18 protein-coding genes are annotated in these 19,420 nt (G+C 53.1%); 6 read left to right on the plus strand and 12 right to left on the minus strand.

The annotated features are described in order from the left end of the window. Nucleotides 1-134: 134 nt before the first annotated feature. Entirely contained in the window at nt 135-1,802 is a 1,668-nt protein-coding gene (gene ettA, locus GF617_RS05660; RefSeq protein ID WP_181622165.1) for an energy-dependent translational throttle protein EttA, read from the plus strand. An 88-nt stretch (nt 1,803-1,890) separates the two neighbouring features. Here the strand turns inward: ettA and GF617_RS05665 are convergent, their stop codons facing one another. Beyond that, nucleotides 1,891-2,790 carry a LysR family transcriptional regulator gene (locus GF617_RS05665; RefSeq protein WP_181622164.1) on the minus strand — a complete coding sequence of 300 codons (900 nt, stop codon included), beginning with the start codon at nt 2,788-2,790 and terminating at the stop codon, nt 1,891-1,893. Between the two features lie 108 nt (nt 2,791-2,898). Here GF617_RS05665 and GF617_RS05670 point away from each other — a divergent pair, with 108 nt between their 5' ends. Continuing rightward, nucleotides 2,899-3,900, plus strand: a complete 1,002-nt coding sequence (locus GF617_RS05670) for a zinc-binding alcohol dehydrogenase family protein (RefSeq protein ID WP_203451265.1) — start codon at nt 2,899-2,901, stop codon at nt 3,898-3,900. Nucleotides 3,901-4,008: 108 nt separating this feature from the next. Here GF617_RS05670 and nadR read toward each other — a convergent pair whose 3' ends face one another. The 3 genes from nadR to serB are packed head-to-tail and all read right to left on the minus strand — an operon-like array spanning nt 4,009 to nt 7,642. Continuing rightward, entirely contained in the window at nt 4,009-5,241 is a 1,233-nt protein-coding gene (gene nadR / locus GF617_RS05675) for a multifunctional transcriptional regulator/nicotinamide-nucleotide adenylyltransferase/ribosylnicotinamide kinase NadR (RefSeq protein ID WP_181622162.1), read from the minus strand. A 35-nt stretch (nt 5,242-5,276) separates the two neighbouring features. Further along, entirely contained in the window at nt 5,277-6,662 is a 1,386-nt protein-coding gene (gene radA / locus GF617_RS05680; protein ID WP_203451266.1) for a DNA repair protein RadA, read from the minus strand. An 11-nt stretch (nt 6,663-6,673) separates the two neighbouring features. Continuing rightward, nucleotides 6,674-7,642 (minus strand): phosphoserine phosphatase, encoded by a 969-nt coding sequence (gene serB / locus GF617_RS05685; protein WP_203451267.1) that lies wholly within the window; start codon nt 7,640-7,642, stop codon nt 6,674-6,676. Nucleotides 7,643-7,759: 117 nt separating this feature from the next. Between serB and GF617_RS05690 the strand changes: the two genes are divergently transcribed. Together GF617_RS05690 and lplA are read left to right on the plus strand one after the other, a co-directional pair. Then, the gene (locus GF617_RS05690) at nt 7,760-8,407 is read left to right on the plus strand and encodes a YtjB family periplasmic protein (protein WP_203451268.1); all 648 of its coding nucleotides are present in this window, start codon (nt 7,760-7,762) and stop codon (nt 8,405-8,407) included. A 36-nt stretch (nt 8,408-8,443) separates the two neighbouring features. Then, nucleotides 8,444-9,463: a lipoate--protein ligase LplA gene (gene lplA / locus GF617_RS05695; RefSeq protein ID WP_181622158.1), complete on the plus strand. Its 1,020-nt coding sequence runs from the start codon at nt 8,444-8,446 to the stop codon at nt 9,461-9,463. Nucleotides 9,464-9,548: 85 nt separating this feature from the next. Here lplA and deoD read toward each other — a convergent pair whose 3' ends face one another. Genes deoD through deoC form a run of 4 tightly spaced genes read right to left on the minus strand, consistent with a single transcriptional unit; the run spans nt 9,549 to nt 13,760 of the window. Then, the gene (deoD, locus tag GF617_RS05700) at nt 9,549-10,268 is read right to left on the minus strand and encodes a purine-nucleoside phosphorylase (RefSeq protein WP_181622157.1); all 720 of its coding nucleotides are present in this window, start codon (nt 10,266-10,268) and stop codon (nt 9,549-9,551) included. 56 nt (nt 10,269-10,324) lie between these two features. Next, nucleotides 10,325-11,548, minus strand: coding sequence for a phosphopentomutase (gene deoB, locus GF617_RS05705; protein ID WP_203451269.1), 1,224 nt, complete (start codon nt 11,546-11,548; stop codon nt 10,325-10,327). Between the two features lie 53 nt (nt 11,549-11,601). Continuing rightward, entirely contained in the window at nt 11,602-12,924 is a 1,323-nt protein-coding gene (gene deoA, locus GF617_RS05710) for a thymidine phosphorylase (protein ID WP_203451270.1), read from the minus strand. A 56-nt stretch (nt 12,925-12,980) separates the two neighbouring features. Then, entirely contained in the window at nt 12,981-13,760 is a 780-nt protein-coding gene (deoC, locus tag GF617_RS05715; protein WP_203451271.1) for a deoxyribose-phosphate aldolase, read from the minus strand. 263 nt (nt 13,761-14,023) lie between these two features. On the opposite strand from deoC, the gene GF617_RS05720 reads away from it, so the two are divergent. Both GF617_RS05720 and GF617_RS05725 read left to right on the plus strand, forming a co-directional pair. Further along, nucleotides 14,024-15,571 (plus strand): YjjI family glycine radical enzyme, encoded by a 1,548-nt coding sequence (locus GF617_RS05720; protein ID WP_203451272.1) that lies wholly within the window; start codon nt 14,024-14,026, stop codon nt 15,569-15,571. Continuing rightward, nucleotides 15,546-16,406: a YjjW family glycine radical enzyme activase gene (locus tag GF617_RS05725; RefSeq protein ID WP_181622153.1), complete on the plus strand. Its 861-nt coding sequence runs from the start codon at nt 15,546-15,548 to the stop codon at nt 16,404-16,406. Before GF617_RS05720 ends, GF617_RS05725 begins: the two co-directional genes overlap by 26 nt. Here GF617_RS05725 and GF617_RS05730 read toward each other — a convergent pair. The 4 genes from GF617_RS05730 to osmY form a co-directional block, all read right to left on the minus strand. Continuing rightward, nucleotides 16,401-17,183 carry a TatD family hydrolase gene (locus tag GF617_RS05730; RefSeq protein ID WP_203451273.1) on the minus strand — a complete coding sequence of 261 codons (783 nt, stop codon included), beginning with the start codon at nt 17,181-17,183 and terminating at the stop codon, nt 16,401-16,403. The genes GF617_RS05725 and GF617_RS05730 overlap by 6 nt on opposite strands. Beyond that, a complete protein-coding gene (locus GF617_RS05735) occupies nt 17,180-18,232 on the minus strand; it encodes a patatin family protein (RefSeq protein WP_203451274.1) in 1,053 nt (350 codons plus the stop codon). The genes GF617_RS05730 and GF617_RS05735 overlap by 4 nt, the downstream gene beginning before the upstream one ends. 129 nt (nt 18,233-18,361) lie before the next feature. Then, nucleotides 18,362-18,523, minus strand: coding sequence for a DUF1328 domain-containing protein (locus GF617_RS05740; RefSeq protein ID WP_002887716.1), 162 nt, complete (start codon nt 18,521-18,523; stop codon nt 18,362-18,364). Nucleotides 18,524-18,604: 81 nt separating this feature from the next. Further along, complete coding sequence (gene osmY / locus GF617_RS05745; RefSeq protein ID WP_181622150.1) at nt 18,605-19,222, minus strand: molecular chaperone OsmY; 618 nt, start codon at nt 19,220-19,222, stop codon at nt 18,605-18,607. Between the last annotated feature and the right edge of the window lie 198 nt (nt 19,223-19,420).

Below are 19,420 nucleotides of genomic sequence, written 5' to 3' on the forward strand. Positions count from 1 at the left end.
CGTTGTGGACACTTTTTTACCTTTCTTGCGCGTTTTAACACTCCCGGTGTTCCTGGCTGGGATTAGGCGCTGAAAAAGGCTACACTTCGCAGCTGTTATCTATTCTCATCACGATAAAAGAGGCGAAGTCCAACGTGGCTCAATTCGTTTATACCATGCATCGTGTCGGCAAAGTGGTTCCGCCGAAACGTCATATTCTCAAAAATATCTCGCTGAGCTTCTTCCCGGGCGCAAAAATCGGTGTTCTGGGTCTCAACGGTGCCGGTAAGTCCACCCTGCTGCGCATCATGGCCGGCATCGATACAGACATCGAAGGTGAAGCACGTCCGCAGCCCGGTATCAAGATCGGTTACCTGCCGCAGGAACCCAGGCTGAACCCGGAACATACCGTGCGTGAATCCGTTGAAGAAGCCGTTTCTGAAGTGGTTAACGCACTGAAAGGTCTGGATGAAGTGTACGCGAAGTACGCCGAGCCTGATGCTGACTTCGACAAGCTCGCGGCGCAACAAGGCAAATTTGAAGAGATCATCCAGGCGCACGACGGTCACAACCTGAACGTGCAACTGGAGCGTGCAGCTGATGCCCTGCGCCTGCCTGACTGGGATGCCAAAATCGAGAAACTCTCCGGTGGTGAACGCCGCCGCGTCGCGCTGTGCCGTCTGCTGCTGGAAAAACCAGACATGCTGCTGCTCGATGAACCAACCAACCACCTGGATGCAGAATCAGTGGCATGGCTGGAACGTTTCCTGCACGATTTCGAAGGGACCGTTGTGGCAATTACCCACGACCGTTACTTCCTCGATAACGTGGCTGGCTGGATCCTGGAGCTGGACCGTGGTGAAGGTATTCCGTGGGAAGGTAACTACTCGTCCTGGCTTGAGCAGAAAGATCAGCGTCTGGCGCAGGAAGCTTCTCAGGAAGCGGCTCGTCGTAAATCTATCGAGAAAGAGCTGGAGTGGGTTCGTCAGGGCGCAAAAGGCCGTCAGTCTAAGGGCAAAGCCCGTCTGGCACGCTTCGAAGAGCTGAACAACACCGAATACCAGAAACGTAACGAAACCAACGAACTGTTTATTCCACCTGGAGCTCGTCTGGGCGATAAAGTCGTTGAAGTCAGCAATCTGTGTAAATCCTATGGCGATCGCGTGCTGATTGACGACCTGAGCTTCTCCGTACCGAAAGGCGCTATCGTCGGGATTATCGGCCCTAACGGCGCAGGTAAATCGACCCTGTTCCGCATGATGTCTGGCCAGGAGCAGCCTGATAGTGGCACTATTACCCTGGGCGAAACTGTGAAACTGGCCTCCGTTGACCAGTTCCGTGATGCGATGGACAACAGCAAAACCGTATGGGAAGAAGTGTCTGGCGGTCTGGACATCATGCGTATCGGCAACACCGAAATGCCAAGCCGTGCCTACGTTGGCCGCTTTAACTTTAAAGGTGTTGATCAGGGCAAACGCGTAGGCGAACTGTCCGGTGGTGAACGTGGTCGTCTGCATCTGGCAAAACTGCTGCAGGTTGGCGGTAACGTCCTGCTGCTCGATGAACCAACAAACGACCTGGATATCGAAACCCTGCGGGCACTGGAAAACGCCATGCTGGAATTCCCAGGTTGCGCAATGGTTATCTCGCACGACCGTTGGTTCCTTGACCGTATCGCCACCCACATTCTGGATTACCAGGATGAAGGTAAAGTGGAGTTCTTCGAAGGTAACTTCACCGAATACGAAGAGTATAAGAAACGTACGCTTGGGGCTGACGCACTGGAGCCAAAACGTATCAAGTACAAACGTATTTCCAAGTAAAAGCAAACGGCAACGAAAGTTGCCGTTTTTTTTATGTTTTCTTCTCTTTCGTCGGGAGAGCATCCGGTGAGGGCATCAGGCTGTACCGCTATCCTCCCACGTAAAACTGCTTCACCTCATCAAACTGCATCGCAAAGTCGATATAGCTCATCAGCGCAGGCGAGTTAAGTTTGCGGCTCGGGTAGACCAACCACAACTCGTTCCCCGCCACATTCCACTCCGGTAATACCTCTACCAGCGCGCCCTTCCCAATCTTATCTTCCAGCAAAAAAGCGGGTAAGAGCGTGATCCCTGCCCCCGCTATGGCACTCTCCCTCGCATAGACCAGGTTGTCGGTAACATGCGTATTATCCGGCAGATAGCGATAGTCTTCACTTCCACGCTGTAAGAGCCATTCAGACCATGCTTTATGACTAATACAGCGATGCTCAACCAGTTGGCGGGGATGGACAAGATCCGCAAAGTTTGCCAGATACCCGGGCGATGCCAGCAAAAAGCGCGGGCAATCACCTATCATGCGGCCAATCAGGGATGAGTCCTGCGGCTTGCCTGTCCGTAGTGCGACGTCGAACCCGGCTTCCACCAGATCAACCACATCATCAGAGATGCTGACATCCAGCGAAACATCCGGGTAGCGCCGCTGAAATTCCGCATTCATATGTGCCAGCAGCGTTGAGCCGATCCCGGCGGGGCAGGTAATGCGTAGCCGGCCACTGGGGTTATCCCGCAGACGCTGAATGGCATATTCCGCGCGCTCGCTGGCAGCCAGCATTTCCCGGCAATGCACCAGATAGTGCTCTCCGGCAAACGTCAGATTGAGTTTACGCGTGGTACGGTTAATCAGGCGGATCCCCACCTGCTGCTCAAGCTGGCTGATACGCTGGCTGACGCTGGATTTCGGCAATCCGGCTTTCTGAGCGGCCGCCGTGAAACTGCCCATTTCTGCGACCAGCGCGAACAGTGCCATATCCTGAAGCTGTTTAAACATGATTGTTCACCTTATGCGAACACTTCGTTCTCGATTGTCCATCTTATCACGCCACTGGTCACTGAATAGACTAACCTCACTACAACGCATCCTATTGAGGAGTTCCCCATGTCTGTTAAAGCAATTGCCATCAACCCACAAAATCCCTCCGCGTTTATTGAGTTGTCACTGCCAATGCCAGAGCCGGGTGAGAACGATCTGCTGGTCGAGGTGAAAGCCGTCTCCATCAACCCTGTTGATACGAAGATTCATGCCGGTATTGTCAAAAATGGCCTCAAAGAACCCCGCATTCTGGGCTGGGATGCCAGTGGCATCGTGAAAGCCGTTGGTGCTGGTGTGACCGAGTTCAAACCTGGCGACGAGGTGTGGTATGCGGGAGATATTACTCGTCCCGGCAGTAACACAACCCATCAGCTGATTGATGCCCGTATTGTTGGGCACAAGCCAAACACCCTCGACTGGGCATCTGCTGCGGCTCTGCCGTTAACTGCGCTGACAGCATGGGAAGGTTTGTTTGAGCGATTAAATATTCAGGATGCGGGATCGGATAAAACACTGTTGATCATCGGCGGCGCTGGTGGCGTGGGATCGCTTGCGATCCCATTCGCGAAGCACAACAGCAACGTGACCGTGATCGCCACGGCATCACGTGAAGACTCCGCCCAGTGGTGTCGCGATCGTGGAGCCGATCAGGTGGTGAATTATCACGATCTGAAAGGTGAACTGGCAAAACAAGGGATCACATTTGTGGATTATATTTTTATCCTGAACGACACCGATGGCCACTGGAACGCAGTCAGTGAACTGATTGCGCCACAGGGACACATCTGCACCATCGTCGAGAACGAACATCCTCTGGATCAAAATAAACTGAAATCTAAATCAGCCACACTGCACTGGGAATTTATGTACACCCGCAGCATGTATCAGACAGCGGATATGGCTCGTCAGGGCGAGATCTTAGATGCGGTAGCGAAGCTGGTAGATAACGGTGCGGTGGAAAGCTCGCTCAGTGAAACGCTGCACGGATTGAGCGTCGAAAGCATCAGCGAAGCGCACCGAAAAGTGCTGGATGGGCATATGCGCGGGAAAGTGGTGGTTGAATTCTGACTGGTTTGTTCCCCTCAACCTGATCCTCTCTCCCCTATGGAGAGAGGATCACACAAAGCTGTCTTTCCACCCTCGTCCCTTTGGGGATAGGGCTGGGGTGAAGGGGATTTACCCCTGTTCCCCCATCATCTCCTTCACCAGCTCTACGCAGCGCAGGAAACGGGAATCGTAGTCTGACTCTTCAACATGCACGAACGGCACGTTGTTCTCGCGAAGCATCTCTACCAGCATGGTTTGAAACTCTTTGCGGTCCACCGAACTACCAAGGCTACGCATGCCATCGGCCACCCACGGGGTGTTATTTTCCAGCAGGATCACCAGGTCAAAACGGTATTCATCAATCAACGCCTGCACAAACGGATGCTCGCGACCTTCGTATTTTTTACAGAACGCCTGGGTGGTGACGAAGTCAGTATCGATAAACGCCACTTTATTAGCGTACTTGACCGCAAAGTCGATGTACTGCGCGTGCCCAAGTGCGATTTTGTCGTAATCCGAATACTGGAGCGCCATCTCATCTCCCCCCAAATGGGAGAAGACATAATCACGCCCATACTCCCACGCACTGGTGGTGTTAAAAATATTCGCCAGCTTGTTGACCAGGGTTGATTTACCGCTCGACTCTCCGCCCAGAATCGCCACCGTACGCACAAAGAACGGTTTCACTTCCGTCGGGATATAATCCCAATAGCGGAACGGGTTTTCGCGGATTTGCCCCCCGCTGATGTTCATAAAGGTACGTTTAGGATCAATCAGTACAGTCTCTGTTCCTAAATGTTCGCGAAACTGTGGCGCATCAGACTCTTCAGAGGTGTAGATCCAGTTAGGGGCGATGCCCTTCTCTTCCATAAAAGCTTTAACGCCATTGCTCCACACATCCCAGCCGTGTGGATAGGGTTCCATCCCCTCTTCGTTAAAAGCATGAATACGGATATTTTTCTGATACTTAAACGTCTGGAGCAACCATCGCAGGCGGTCAGACACCGTTGGCTGCTGTGACATGGCGCTATCTTCGAACAGTTCGCGGTCGCGCTTTTCGTCATAGCCCATGATGATATGCAGCTCATCAACCTGGCTACAGGCGCGCTGAATCAAATAGATATGGCCAGTATGCAGCGGATAAAACTTACCGAACACCACGCCGATGTTCTTTTGCATACGCGGGAATTCAAGCCCCAGAAAACGGTGCAATGCTTCGAGTTTTTGCGCGCTGGGGCTTTTGATTTTTGCATTCAGCAGCTGGCTTAAATAGCCTTTGGTCATGCCGCTCGCCTCTGCCACCTGCTGCAAGGTGCAGCCTTTCTGGCGAATTGCGGTCTTAAGATAGTCAAATGACGACATACGTTATAGTGCCTCCTGCAAAATCGAATACGTAATTATAAGTCGTCAAAGACGTTTAACGCATCCGCGAGTTTCTTCACCCCAAAAACTTGCATGCCTTCCGGAATTTTTTTCGGTACGTTGGCTGCGGGAACAATCGCACGACGGAAGCCATGTTTTGCTGCTTCAGATATACGTTCCTGACCGCTTGGCACAGGACGGATTTCCCCGGCAAGCCCGACTTCACCAAAAACCACCAGATCTTGCGGCAGCGGCCTGTCGCGAAGGCTGGAGACCATCGCCAACAGCAACGCTAAATCCGCACTGGTTTCAGAAACCTTGACGCCGCCAACCACGTTGACGAACACATCCTGATCCGCCATCTGCAATCCGCCATGACGATGTAAAACCGCCAGCAGAATCGCCAGGCGGTTCTGTTCCAGACCCACCGCGACACGACGCGGGTTGCCCATCATTGAGACATCCACCAGCGCCTGGATCTCCACCAGCAACGGGCGCGTCCCTTCCCACAACACCATCACCGAGCTACCGGAGGTGACTTCATCACCGCGACTCAGGAAGATGGCCGAGGGGTTACTGACTTCTCGTAATCCTTGCTCAGTCATAGCAAACACACCCAGTTCATTCACCGCCCCAAAGCGGTTTTTATGGCTGCGCAAGGTGCGGAAACGGGAATCGGCGTCACCGTCGAGCATCACAGAACAGTCGATACAGTGCTCAAGCACTTTCGGGCCTGCCAGAGAGCCGTCTTTGGTGACGTGGCCGACCATGACAATCGCCACGCCACGCGTTTTCGCAAAGCGGGTCAGATAGGCGGCGGTTTCACGCACCTGAGCCACGCTGCCGGGAGAAGACTGTATATCCGCCATGTGCATCACCTGAATGGAGTCGATCACCATCAGTTTCGGCTGCTCTTCTTCCGCAATCATGCAGATCTGCTCGATGCTGGTTTCCGACAACATGTTCAGGTTACCGGTCGGCAAACCCAGACGGTGGGCACGCATCGCCACCTGCTGCAATGACTCTTCACCCGTGACGTACAGGGTCTTCATCTGCTCAGCGAGTTTGCACAACGTTTGCAGCAGTAAGGTGGATTTCCCCGCACCAGGGTTCCCCCCGATCAGAATCGCACTTCCCGGCACAACGCCGCCGCCCAGTACGCGGTCAAATTCTTTGAATCCGGTAGAGAAACGCGGCAGTTCTTCCAGGCTGATGTCAGACAGTTTCTGGACTTTCGAAACTCCTGCATTGCCTGCATAACCACTCAGGCGCTCGTTGCGGGCAACGGTTGGCGAAGCGGCCACACCACGCACTTCGGTGATGGTATTCCAGGCATGGCAGGCGCTGCACTGCCCCTGCCAGCGCGGGTAATCCGCCCCACATTCATTACAGACAAATGCGCGTTTTGGAGCTTTCGCCACGTTTTACCTCGTTATTTCTGATTCACGCTGCCCGACAGGATGCAGAACACCCCCATCAGATCGGCATGACGGATTGTCACTTCCGTCTTTTCGTTTACTTTTGGCTTGGCATGATAGGCGATACCAAGACCGGCAATTTTGATCATCGGCAGATCGTTTGCGCCGTCACCAATGGCAACTGTCTGCGCCACCGGGATCTCATATTTTTCGGCCAGACGCGTCAGCGTGTTGGCTTTATACTGCGCATCAACGATATCGCCGATCACGTGGCCGGTCAGTTTGCCATCCATGATCTCAAGCTCATTCGCCACCACAGTGGTCAACCGCAGCTTATCGCGCAGGTAATCCGCAAAGAAGGTGAACCCGCCGGACGCAATTGCCACCTTCCAGCCCAGCGTCTCCAGCTTAAGCACCAGTTGTGTCAGCCCTGGCATCAACGGCAACTCATCGCGTACCTGGCGCAGAATATTGGCATCCGCCCCTTTCAGGGTCGCCACACGTTGCCTCAGACTGGCGGCAAAATCCAGCTCTCCACGCATGGCGCGTTCGGTCACTTCCGCTACCATCTCGCCGCTGCCCACAAGCTTAGCAATTTCATCAATGCATTCGATCTGAATGGCGGTTGAGTCCATGTCCATTACTAACAGACCCGGCGTTTTCAGGTGCGGAATTTTACCAAGAGGCGCCACATCCAACCCGGCATCATGCGCCAGGCGCGTCGCGCGCTGCGTCAAAGAGCCAGCCAGGCGGATCACCTGGTAATCTTCCACACACCAGGCAGCCACAATCACCATGGCAGCACCCAGTTTGGTTTGATATTGCGTCAGGCGTTGCTTGTCCAGACCGCGTCCGTACAGCAGCCAGCCGCTACGACCCGCATGGTAATCCAGAGGCATTACCTCATCACCACTTAATGAGAGCGGCAATCCTGGCCATAAAGAGACATCTGTAGGCAGATCGCACCAGGTAATGTTCGGCATTGAAGCTCCTGTAAATTCGTTCGCGCCGGAAGGTTCCAGAGGGAAAATAACGCATGAGGCTACCCTGTAACCATCACTTCTGGCAACATTAAGCCGTAAATTTTCAGCAGGTGGAATATGGCTCGCGCAAAACTGAAATTCCGGCTTCATCGTGCCGTGATTGTCCTGATCTGCCTCGCGCTATTGGTAGCGCTTATGCAAGGGGCATCCTGGTTTAGCCAGAATCATCAACGACAACGTAATCCGCAGCTTGAAGAGCTGGCGCGGACTCTGGCACGTCAGGTGACCTTGAATGTCGCCCCGGCAATGCGGACTGAAACACCAGATGATAAACGGATAAGCCAGATATTACGCCAGTTAACGGAGAATAGCCGTATCCTGGATGCCGGAGTTTATGACGAAGAAGGTGACCTGATAGCCCGCGCGGGTGAGCACGTCGACGTGCGTGACAGGCTGGCGCTGGATGGCAAAAAAGCCGGGGGCTACTTTAACCAGCAAATCGTCGAACCCATTCAGGGGAAAAATGGTCCGTTGGGGTATCTGCGCCTGACACTCGACACCCATACCCTTCCCACAGAAGCAAAACAGGTGGATAACACCACCAACATTCTCCGCCTGATGCTGCTGCTCTCGCTGGCGATCGGTGTCGTGCTGGCTCGTACATTGTTGCAAGGTAAACGCACACGCTGGCAGCAATCTCCCTTCCTGCTGACTGCCAGCAAGTCCATTCCCGAAGAGGAAGAGGGCGAGAAGAAGGATCAGTGATAAAGTAGGCGGACGATTCGGAAAAGGAAATCTGCCATGACGACAACGTTACGCCTGCTTATCTCTGACTCTTACGATCCCTGGTTTAATCTCGCGGTGGAAGAGTGCATCTTCCGCCAAATGCCAGCCACGCAGCGCGTGCTGTTCCTGTGGCGTAATGCAGATACTGTGGTCATTGGCCGCGCGCAAAACCCGTGGAAAGAGTGCAATACGCGGCGCATGGAAGAGGACAATGTCCGTCTTGCCCGCCGGAGCAGCGGCGGCGGTGCAGTTTTCCACGATCTGGGTAATACCTGCTTCACCTTTATGGCAGGGAAACCGGAGTATGATAAAACCATCTCTACCGCTATTGTGCTCAACGCACTCAACGCTCTTGGCGTCACAGCTGAAGCCTCTGGTCGTAACGATCTGGTGGTCAAAACTGCAGAAGGTGACCGTAAAGTCTCCGGCTCTGCTTATCGAGAAACCAAAGATCGGGGTTTCCATCACGGCACATTATTGCTGAATGCCGATCTCAGCAGGCTGGCGAATTACCTTAACCCCGACAAGAAAAAGCTACAGGCCAAAGGAATAACCTCCGTGCGGGGTCGCGTCGCGAACCTTGTCGAACTGCTGCCGGGCATTACCCACGAACAAATCTGCGATGCCATTCGCGACGCTTTCTTTGAATATTACGGCGAGCACGTAGAAGCGGAAGTGATTTCACCTGATAACACCCCGGATCTGCCTAATTTTGCCGAGACCTTTGCCCGTCAAAGCAGTTGGGAATGGAATTTTGGCCAGGCGCCTGCATTTTCACATCTGCTGGACGAGCGTTTCACCTGGGGTGGCGTTGAGCTGCATTTTGACGTTGAGAAGGGTCATATTACCCGTACACAGGTCTTTACGGATAGCCTGAATCCGGCGCCATTAGAAGCGCTGGCGGCACGTTTGCAGGGATGCTTGTACCGGGCAGATATGCTGCAGCAGGAGTGCGACGCATTGATCGGCGATTTCCCGGAACAGGAAAAAGAGCTACGGGAACTGTCGGCGTGGATTGCTCTGGCTGTTCGCTAACAAAAAAGCCCGCTGGCGCGATGCTTAGCGGGCCTACACAACCGTAGGCCGGGTTAAGCGAAACCGCCACCCGGCACAACCGATCTTACTCTTTATCACCCAGCAGAACGGATTCCAGGGCGATTTTGATCATATCGTTGAAGGTCGTCTGACGTTCAGCAGCCGTCGTTTGCTCGTGAGTACGGATATGGTCAGACACGGTGCAGATGGTCAGCGCTTTTGCACCAAACTCCGCAGCAACACCGTAGATACCTGCGGCTTCCATTTCCACACCCAGGATGCCGTATTTATCCATCACATCAAACATGCTCGGATCTGGCGTATAGAACAGATCGGCAGAGAAGATGTTGCCCACACGTGCATCAACGCCCAGTGCTTTTGCCGCGTCAACCGCGTTACGCACCATGCCAAAATCTGCAATCGCGGCGAAGTCGTGGTCTTTGAAACGCATACGGTTCACTTTGGAATCGGTGCATGCACCCATACCGATAACCACATCACGCAGTTTCACGTCCATACGAACCGCACCGCAAGAGCCTACGCGAATGATTTTCTTCACGCCGAAATCAGTGATCAGCTCTTTGGTGTAGATGGAGCAGGATGGAATACCCATACCGTGACCCATTACGGAGATTTTGCGGCCTTTATAGGTCCCGGTGAAGCCCAGCATGCCGCGAACATTGTTCACTTCACGCACGTCTTCAAGGAAAGTTTCTGCAATGTGCTTCGCACGCAGCGGGTCGCCCGGCATCAAAACTACGTCAGCGAAATCGCCCATTTCTGCATTAATGTGTGGGGTTGCCATCGTTATATCCTTTCAGTTTTAAATGTACGAAGGGCGGGAATCTCCCGCCCAAGTCATCACAGCATATTCTTGCCGTAGTCCATTGGAGACGTGCCGAAGTACGTCGCCAGCGTCTGACCGATATCCGCGAAGGTTTCACGGTGGCCAAGTGAACCTGGTTTTACTTTCGGGCCGTACACCAGAACCGGAATGTGCTCACGGGTATGGTCAGTACCGGTCCAGGTTGGGTCACAACCATGGTCAGCAGTCAGGATCAGAATGTCATCTTCACCCACCAACTCCATCAGCTCAGGCAGACGACGGTCGAACAACTCCAGACCGGCAGCATAACCTGCGACATCACGGCGGTGACCCCAGGAGGAGTCGAAGTCCACGAAGTTAGTGAAGACAATGGTCTTATCACCCGCTTCTTTCATCTCTTTGATGGTGGCATCAAACAGCGCATCCAGACCCGTGGCTTTCACTTTTTTGGTAATACCGCAGTTAGCATAGATATCCGCAATTTTACCTACAGAAACCACGTGCCCGTCTTTCTCATCAACCAGTTTTTGCAGCACTGTTGGGGCTGGCGGCTCAACGGCCAGATCGTGACGGTTGCCGGTACGCTGGAAGTTACCTGCTTTATCGCCAATAAATGGACGCGCAATAACACGACCAATGTTGTAGCCACCTTCAGTCAGCTCTTCACGTGCGATTTCGCACAGCTCGTAAAGTTTATCCAGACCGTAGGTCTCTTCGTGGCAGGCAATCTGGAACACAGAGTCAGCAGAGGTATAGAAAATCGGCTTACCGGTTTTCATATGTTCTTCACCGAGCTGATCCAGAATTACCGTACCGGAAGAGTGACAGTTACCGAGATAGCCCGGCAGATTAGCACGCTTAACCAGCTTATCCAGCAGTTCCTGCGGGAAGCTGTTGTCATAATCAGAGAAGTAACCCCAGTCGAACAGAACTGGAACACCGGCGATTTCCCAGTGACCTGACGGAGTGTCTTTACCGGAGGAGAGCTCATGCGCCCAGGCATATGCGCCCACGACTTCAGCATTGCCCTCCATACCGGCGGCAATTTTACCGGTAGAACCTTCATGCGCTTTCACCAGCCCCAGGCGGGTCAGGTTTGGCAGATTCAGCGGGCCCTTACGGCCGTTGTCCGCTTCGCCTTTAGCACAGGCTTCAGCGATGTGACCCATGGTGTCGGAACCGACGTCACCAAAGCGCTCAGCATCTTCTGTTGCGCCGATGCCGAATGAGTCCAGCACCATAATAAATGCACGTTTCATAATTTTTCTCCGTACGTAGTGCTTCAAAAAATAGTGATCAGATCAGTATACAGCTATTCGGTGATACGACGATAGACGGTTGGTGTGGTTTCCGGTGCGCTGTCGTCAAGTTGAATGGCCGCTTTTACTGCCTTCGCCGCTTCCTGCCAGCTGTTTTCATCTTTTGCGTGGATCACAGCCAGCGGACGTTGCCCATCAACGCTGTCACCAAGGCGCACCATATCGGTAAAGCCAACGCTGTAATCAATGGTGTCAGAGGCCTGACGGCGACCGCCCCCCATCGAGACAACCGCCATGCCTAGCGCACGGGTATCCATTGCAGAAATAAAGCCTTCGGTATCGGCGTAAACCGCTTTGCTCAGCGTCGCAACAGGCAGGTATTTCGCGTAATTCTCAACAAAATCAGCCGGGCCTTTCTGCGCGGCAACCATACGACCAAAGATCTCAGCCGCTTTGCCGTTGTCCAGAACCGCCTGCAGTTTCGCGCGAGCTTCAGTATCGTCTTTAGCCAGCTTGCCAGAGATCAACATCTCTACGCACAGAGCCATCGTGACGTCGAACAGACGCGGGTTACGATATTCGCCCGTCAGGAACTGTACGGCTTCGCGAACTTCAACCGCGTTACCCGCACTGGATGCCAGCACCTGGTTCATGTCAGTGAGCAGGGCGGTAGTGCGCACGCCAGCGCCGTTGGAAACGCCAACGATCGCTTCAGCCAGTGCAGCAGAGAGTTCGTAAGTCGGCATAAATGCACCGCTACCGACCTTCACATCCATCACCAGCGCATCCAGGCCTTCTGCCAGTTTCTTCGCCAGAATAGAGGCCGTAATCAGCGGGATGGAGTCCACCGTCGCGGTAATATCTCGCGTCGCGTAGAAGCGCTTGTCAGCCGGAGCAAGAGAGCTGGTCTGGCCGATAATCGCCACACCAACATCTTTAATAATTTCGCGGAAGCGATTGTCATCCGGGAAGATATCGAAGCCCGGGATAGCTTCCAGCTTATCGAGCGTACCGCCCGTATGGCCCAAACCACGCCCGGAGATCATTGGAATGTAACCGCCGCAGGCTGCCACCATTGGGCCAAGCATCAGCGACGTCACATCACCCACACCGCCTGTAGAGTGTTTGTCGACAATTGGGCCATTAAGATTGAGGCTTTTCCAGTCCAGAACGGTTCCGGAATCCCGCATCGCCATGGTCAGCGATACACGTTCAGGCATCGACATATCGTGGAAGAAAATGGTCATCGCCAGAGCAGCAATCTGCCCTTCAGAGATGGTGTTATCACGAATACCGTTGATAAAGAAGCGGATCTCTTCGTCGCTTAATGCATGACCATCACGTTTTTTACGAATAATTTCTTGTGCGAGAAACACGGTAACCCCCGGGAATCAGGTTAAATGCGGCGGATGAACCCGCCGCAGGAAAAGAATCAGTAGCTGCTTGCGCTCTTGCCGTCGCCGTGACCCAGCGCTTTCAGCAGGCTAGCCAGCAGGCTGGATGCGCCAAAGCGATAGTGACGGGAATCCGCCCAGTCAGCACCAAACAGTTCGTCAGCAATGGCCAGGAATTGCTGCGCGTCTTCGGCTGTACGTACACCACCAGCCGGTTTGAAACCAACGGTTTTAGACACGCCCATATCGCGGATCACTTCCATCATGATACGCGCGCTTTCAGGGGTCGCGTTGACCGGCACTTTACCAGTTGAGGTTTTGATGAAATCTGCGCCCGCGTTGATGGAGATTTCAGACGCTTTACGAATCAACGCTTCTTCTTTCAGCTCGCCGGTTTCGATGATCACTTTCAGCAGCACGTTTGCCGCAGCACACGCCTCTTTGCATGCTTTCACCAGATCGAAACCGATCTGCTCGTTGCCCGCAATCAGCGCGCGGTATGGGAACACGACATCAACTTCGTCAGCACCGTAAGCAATTGCCGCACGGGTTTCCGCCAGCGCAATTTCGATATCGTCGTTACCGTGCGGGAAGTTCGTCACAGTCGCGATACGCACATCTGGCGTGCCCTGCTCGTTCAAAGTCTTACGTGCAATTGGGATGAAGCGCGGGTAGATACAGATGGCTGCAGTGTTACCTACTGGCGTTTTCGCCTGATGGCACAATGCGATGACTTTCTCATTGGTGTCGTCATCGTTCAGGGTGGTCAGATCCATCAGTTTCAACGCACGCAGGCTGCTTGCTGTTAAATCGGTCATAACATTCTCCAACGGCATCGCCGTATAAAATTTCACCTTGCGGGTCTGTGAGTATTCTAACATTCACCCGCATTCACACTTCGATATTCATCACAGTTAATGAAAACTTCGTACAAATTTGCATTGCTGTAATGAGATCAACTTCAAATTTTAATTCTGAAACCGCTGGCTAAAGCAGCGATCACCCGCGTCGGATCAAAAGCCACACCGGGATGAATTCCTACAATCGCCGCATCATCCGCAGAACAATAAAGGAAGCGAACATGTCCACCTTCAGACCCGATGCCCTGCAACAACGTTGCCAGCAAATTGTGACAAGCCCGGTACTGACGCCTGAGCAAAAACGTCATTTTTTGGCTCTGGAGGCAGAGAATAATCTCCCCTATCCCGCCTTGCCTCAGGCGGCCAGGGCCGCGCTGGATGAAGGTTTTATCTGCGACATGTTTGAAGGCCATGCGCCGTTCAAACCACGTTATGTTCTGCCGGATTACGCCCGGTTTCTGGCAAACGGTTCAGAATGGCTGGAGCTGGAGGGCGCAAAGGATCTTGATGATGCCCTCTCGCTATTAACCATCCTGTACCATCATGTTCCTTCCGTTACCTCGATGCCGGTGTTCCTGGGACATCTCGATATTCTCCTGCAACCATATGTTAGAATTCTAACACAAGAAGAGATCGATATTCGAATAAAACGTTTCTGGCGTTATCTCGACAGAACACTGCCTGATGCCTTTATGCACGCCAACATCGGCCCAAAGGATACGCCTGTCACACGGGCTATTTTACGCGCCGACGCAGAGTTAAAGCAGGTCGCACCTAATCTCACGTTCATTTATGATCCTGATTTAACACCGGATGACTTGCTGCTTGAAGTGGCCAAAAACATTTGTGAATGCAGCAAACCTCATATTTCTAATGGCCCGATGAATGATAAAATTTTCACAAAAGGCCGTTATGGTGTGGTGAGTTGTTACAACTCCCTACCGCTGGCGGGTGGAGGTAGCACGCTGGTACGCCTCAACCTGAAAACCATTGCTGAGCACAGTGAATCTCTCGATGACTTCTTCACTCATCAGTTGCCGCACTACTGTCAGCAACAAATCGCGATCATTGATGCCCGCTGTGACGTTCTCTATACGCAATCAGGTTTCTTTGAGAATAGCTTTCTCGTGAAAGAGGAGCTGATTGATGCCGATCGTTTTGTACCTATGTTCGGTATGTATGGCCTGGCAGAGGCAGTCAACGTCTTGTGTGAGAAAGAGGGACTTGAGGGACGTTACGGTAAAAACGAGCATGCTAATGCCCTCGGCTACCGTATCAGTGCTCAGCTCGCCACTTTTGTCGAAAATACCCCAGTGAAATACGGCTGGAAACAACGTGCCATGCTGCATGCCCAATCCGGGATCAGCTCCGATAGTGGCACAACGCCAGGCGCCCGACTCCCTTACGGTGATGAGCCCGATCCTGTTAGCCATCTGCTGGCCGTCGCGCCACATCACCAGCATTATCACTCGGGCATTAGCGATATCCTGACGCTGGAAGAGACCGTAAAACGGAATCCGCAGGCGGTCGTTCAACTCTGTCTTGGCGCGTTTAACGCTGGCATGCGCGAATTCACCGCCAACGTCGCGGGCAACGATCTGGTACGCGTCACAGGCTATATGGTGCGGCTGTCGGATCTGGAGAAATACCGCGATGCAGGATCACGTATCAATACCACCTGGCTCGGAGAAGAAGCCGCACGCAATACGTGCATTCTGGAGCGTCAACCACGGGTGATTAGTCATGAACAGCAGATGCGCTTTAGTTAGTCAGATTATTCCCTTCTCCTGTGTGGACGGGCCGGGCAGTCGTCTGGCCCTGTTCCTGCAGGGCTGTAACCTGCGCTGTAAAACTTGCCACAATCCGTGGACCATCGGACGCTGCAACGACTGTGGCGACTGTGTGCCCCATTGCCCGCATGGCGCGCTGAATATTCAGGCTGGCCGCGTCTGGTGGCAGGAGAGTGATTGCCACCAGTGCGATACCTGCCTTCACCTTTGTCAGCAGCAGGCAACGCCGATGGCACACACTTTTAATGTGGAGGATATCCTTGCGCAGATCCGCAAAACCGCGCCTTTTATCGAAGGGATTACCGTCAGTGGTGGTGAAGCAACAACCCAACTGCCGTTCCTGATCGCCCTGTTTACGGCGATCAAAACCGATCCAGCCCTGAAGCATTTGACCTGTCTGGTGGACAGCAACGGCTTGTTGGGGGAAACCGGCTGGCAAAAGTTGCTCCCCGTTTTTGACGGTGCAATGCTGGACCTAAAGGCCTGGGGTAACGAGCATCACCGTTTCCTGACCGGACGAGAGAACCCGCTGATTAAGCAAAGTATTCGCTGGCTGGCGCACCATAACCGTCTGACAGAACTGCGGTTACTGGTTATCCCTGAACGGTGTGATTATCTGGAGCACCTGAAGCCACTGACCACGTTTATCCTCTCTCTGGGAGATATTCCTGTACGGATCAACGCGTTTCATGCTCATGGGGTTTACGGCGAAGCGGCATTATGGCGAAGCGCCACACCAGATGATGTTGAGCCACTGGCACTGGCGCTGGAAAAACAGCAGATCACGGTGATCCGCCCTGCACTCTATCTATAGCCTGATACCAAACAGACCACCGGTATTACACAGCAACGCATTAGCAATCACATCAGCCGGTTCATGACGCAATTCACATAATGTGGCAAACACACGTGCCGCCTGCTCCGGGCGATTCGGTTGCCCCTGATAACCATTCAGCGGCATATCTGGTGCATCTGTCTCCAGCAGCAGCGATGCAAGCGGCAGTTGCGCCATGACGTCTCGCGTCTTGCTGGCACGCGGATAGGTAATCGTTCCGCCTACGCCAATTTTATAACCCATTGCAATAAAGCGCTGCGCCTGCTGCAGACTGCCCGAGAAACCATGCACGACACCTGTGCGCGGCAGGTTATGGCGTTTCAGGTGCATGGCCAGCCTATCGTGGGTACGTCGGGAGTGGAGGATCACGGGCAAATCATAACGCTTTGCCAGCCTGAGTTGCGCATTCAGGATCGTTTCCTGACGTTCAATGTGCGGATTGTCGCGGTAAAGATCCAGGCCGATCTCGCCAATCGCAACACACTTCTTGTCAGGCGTTTGCAAAAACGTTTCCAGCCTGTCGATGTGTTCGTCGAGATGCCGTTCTATAACGATCGGATGCAGACCAAGCGCGGCATACAGCGCACTATGCCGCCCGGCAAGATCTCTCACGCGCTCAAAATGAGCGGCTTCGATAGACGGTACGATAATCGCCTGCACGCCCGCATTTGCAGCTCGCTCAATGCTTTGCTCTTCATTGCCTGTGAAAGGCGGAAAGTCAAAATGGCAATGGGTGTCGACAAAGCGGTAAGTCACGCCAGATCCTCGTTATCAAAATGGGTGTCGTTGGCCTGTGGAATATCAACCAACGGCGTCGTCAGTACATCATTCGCCGTAACCGCTGGCGGGGTAATAATGCGTTGATGTCGCCGAATTGGCGGACGTTCAGCCAGTAGTTTACCTACCGTTGCCAGAAAATATCGTCCGCACAGCCGTCCTGTTTTATAGTCATCGCGAAGCGCAGGTAAACGGCTCCCCAGCGCCATGCTGAGAAGTGGTTTTGGCGGATAGATCTCTAAAATGCGCAGCTTGCCTGGTGGTTTTTCAATGAAACGCTGCATCTCACCGTAGCTGGATTCATGGCGCTTAGCGATATCAACAAGCGGTTGCAAACTGCTGTCACCCAGCCAGCGTTCCATACGTTTAAACCACTGCGGGGTATAATACATCTGCGATGGCACGGTGCGGATCACCACAATCGTTTTTGCTCCCCGGCGAGCGGCTTCCTGCACAGGAACTGCGTCGCTAATACCGCCATCAAGGTAGCTCACTCCGTCAAGAAGTGCCCCTGTGCGGTAGAACCCTGGGATCGCACTGGACGCGCGAATAATATCGAGCCAGTTCTCTTTCTGCGGCGAAAAATAGCCTGGCGTATAATCATCACCCCGGCTGGCGCACATCCAGAATGCTTTTCCGGTATCAAACAGACGCGATGCCGTGTCCATCGCCAGCGGCATCTGGCTCGAAGTTGAATCTAACAACCAGTCCAGATCGATAAGGTTCCCGCCACGCACAAACCTGACAGGATTGAAAAACTCCTTCGAGGTGGTATAGCGCATGATCACTTTGCGGGCATAGCCTGGCTGGTTACAGACATAAGCAGAAAGATTTTGCGCCCCTGCCGACGTACCAAAAAACAGGTCGAACGGGTTGAACTCCGCGCGCATGAACTCGTCCAGCACACCGGCGGTGAAGATACCTCTCTGCCCGCCGCCCTCACACACCAGTGCAAGCTGGCCTGGACGAAAAGGCTTTAACGCCAGCGGCGTAATATTGCCGAGCGTAACGGGAATTCGTTGTCCCACCACTGCCTTCCTGTTTTATTTGTTCTGTGAATAGACAGTAACGTACACCTTACGCAAAGCCCAAACCAGAAAAAGCCAGTCACAAGGACTGGCTTTGTTGTCGATTTGTTGATGTCAGCTAACGCTTTGCTAAGGACGGCGACGTCCGGTAAACAGGCTGACCAGGAACAGGATAATACCGACGACGAAGACAATTTTCGCCGCACCCGCTGCTGTACCTGCCAGACCACCAAAGCCCAGAGCGGCGGCAATTAACGCGATAACCAGAAATATAATGCCCCAACGAAACATAAGCCTCTCCTTACCATAGTTAATGTCGACCGCTTAATGTGAGCGCCCAGATGCTCACTTGCGTGATTCCAGATGTCGTTCTTATTTCGCTTTCAGATCGTTTTTGACGCTCTTCACACCATCAACGGCTTTGGCGATAGCTTCAGCACGCTCAATCTGCGCCTGAGAATCAACCGTACCGGAAAGCTGGACCACACCATCCGTGGTTTCTACTTTCACCTTCCGTGATGGCACGGTGTCATCTGCTAATAGTTTAGCTTTGATTTCACTGGTGGTTGCGGCGTCGCCTGCATAGCCTTTCACTGACGCGTCTTTTGCGTCGCGCACATGCAGCTTGTCGCTTACTGAAGTGACACCCTCAACGCCTTTCGCCACGCTGACCGCTTGTTCGGCCTGAGCCTGGCTTTCAACAAAACCGCTCAGAGTGACAACTTTCTTGTCGGTTTTAACGGAAATATCGGTGCTCTTGATGTTTTGATCATCCACCAGAGCCGCTTTCACTTTTGCTGTGATAGAGCTGTCATCCATGAAATTACCGACTTTATTCATAGAGCTATCGATTTTTTCCCCTGCGCTATTGGCTGTAGACTGGGCCTTGTCCATTGTGCTGCTTTCCGCCAAAGCGGAACCGCTCACCAGAACGCTCCCTAAAGTCACTGCCAGCAGAGTTTTTGAAATCTTCAGTCTTGTCATATTCATCGATGTTGTTCCTGTAGTTTGCCCATGATTTGGGCGTCAAACATCCTTTCAGACTAGTTATTAATCTTGTATCTAATTACAGCGTCAGAATTAAAGGTTGATCATGCATTATTGAACAGCCATTTCATCCACGTAAGATGCTAAGCGCTGTGTTAAATATAGATCACAATCACAGCACCGCATTCAGAATGGGTTAAA

It is taken from the genome of Lelliottia sp. RWM.1 (genome assembly GCF_016859735.1).
GTDB lineage: Bacteria > Pseudomonadota > Gammaproteobacteria > Enterobacterales > Enterobacteriaceae > Enterobacter.

Excerpts from the sequence above, each read along its gene's own strand:
- deoB (WP_203451269.1), bottom strand. The coding sequence starts at position 11,548 with ATGAAACGTGCATTTATTATGGTGCTGGACTCATTCGGCATCGGCGCA.
- deoD (WP_181622157.1), bottom strand. The coding sequence starts at position 10,268 with ATGGCAACCCCACACATTAATGCAGAAATGGGCGATTTCGCTGACGTA.
- GF617_RS05725 (WP_181622153.1), top strand. The coding sequence starts at position 15,546 with ATGAACAGCAGATGCGCTTTAGTTAGTCAGATTATTCCCTTCTCCTGT.
- nadR (WP_181622162.1), bottom strand. The coding sequence starts at position 5,241 with ATGTCGTCATTTGACTATCTTAAGACCGCAATTCGCCAGAAAGGCTGC.
- osmY (WP_181622150.1), bottom strand. The coding sequence starts at position 19,222 with ATGAATATGACAAGACTGAAGATTTCAAAAACTCTGCTGGCAGTGACT.
- GF617_RS05670 (WP_203451265.1), top strand. The coding sequence starts at position 2,899 with ATGTCTGTTAAAGCAATTGCCATCAACCCACAAAATCCCTCCGCGTTT.
- GF617_RS05665 (WP_181622164.1), bottom strand. The coding sequence starts at position 2,790 with ATGTTTAAACAGCTTCAGGATATGGCACTGTTCGCGCTGGTCGCAGAA.
- GF617_RS05740 (WP_002887716.1), bottom strand. The coding sequence starts at position 18,523 with ATGTTTCGTTGGGGCATTATATTTCTGGTTATCGCGTTAATTGCCGCC.
- serB (WP_203451267.1), bottom strand. The coding sequence starts at position 7,642 with ATGCCGAACATTACCTGGTGCGATCTGCCTACAGATGTCTCTTTATGG.
- lplA (WP_181622158.1), top strand. The coding sequence starts at position 8,444 with ATGACGACAACGTTACGCCTGCTTATCTCTGACTCTTACGATCCCTGG.
- GF617_RS05720 (WP_203451272.1), top strand. The coding sequence starts at position 14,024 with ATGTCCACCTTCAGACCCGATGCCCTGCAACAACGTTGCCAGCAAATT.
- deoC (WP_203451271.1), bottom strand. The coding sequence starts at position 13,760 with ATGACCGATTTAACAGCAAGCAGCCTGCGTGCGTTGAAACTGATGGAT.
- GF617_RS05690 (WP_203451268.1), top strand. The coding sequence starts at position 7,760 with ATGGCTCGCGCAAAACTGAAATTCCGGCTTCATCGTGCCGTGATTGTC.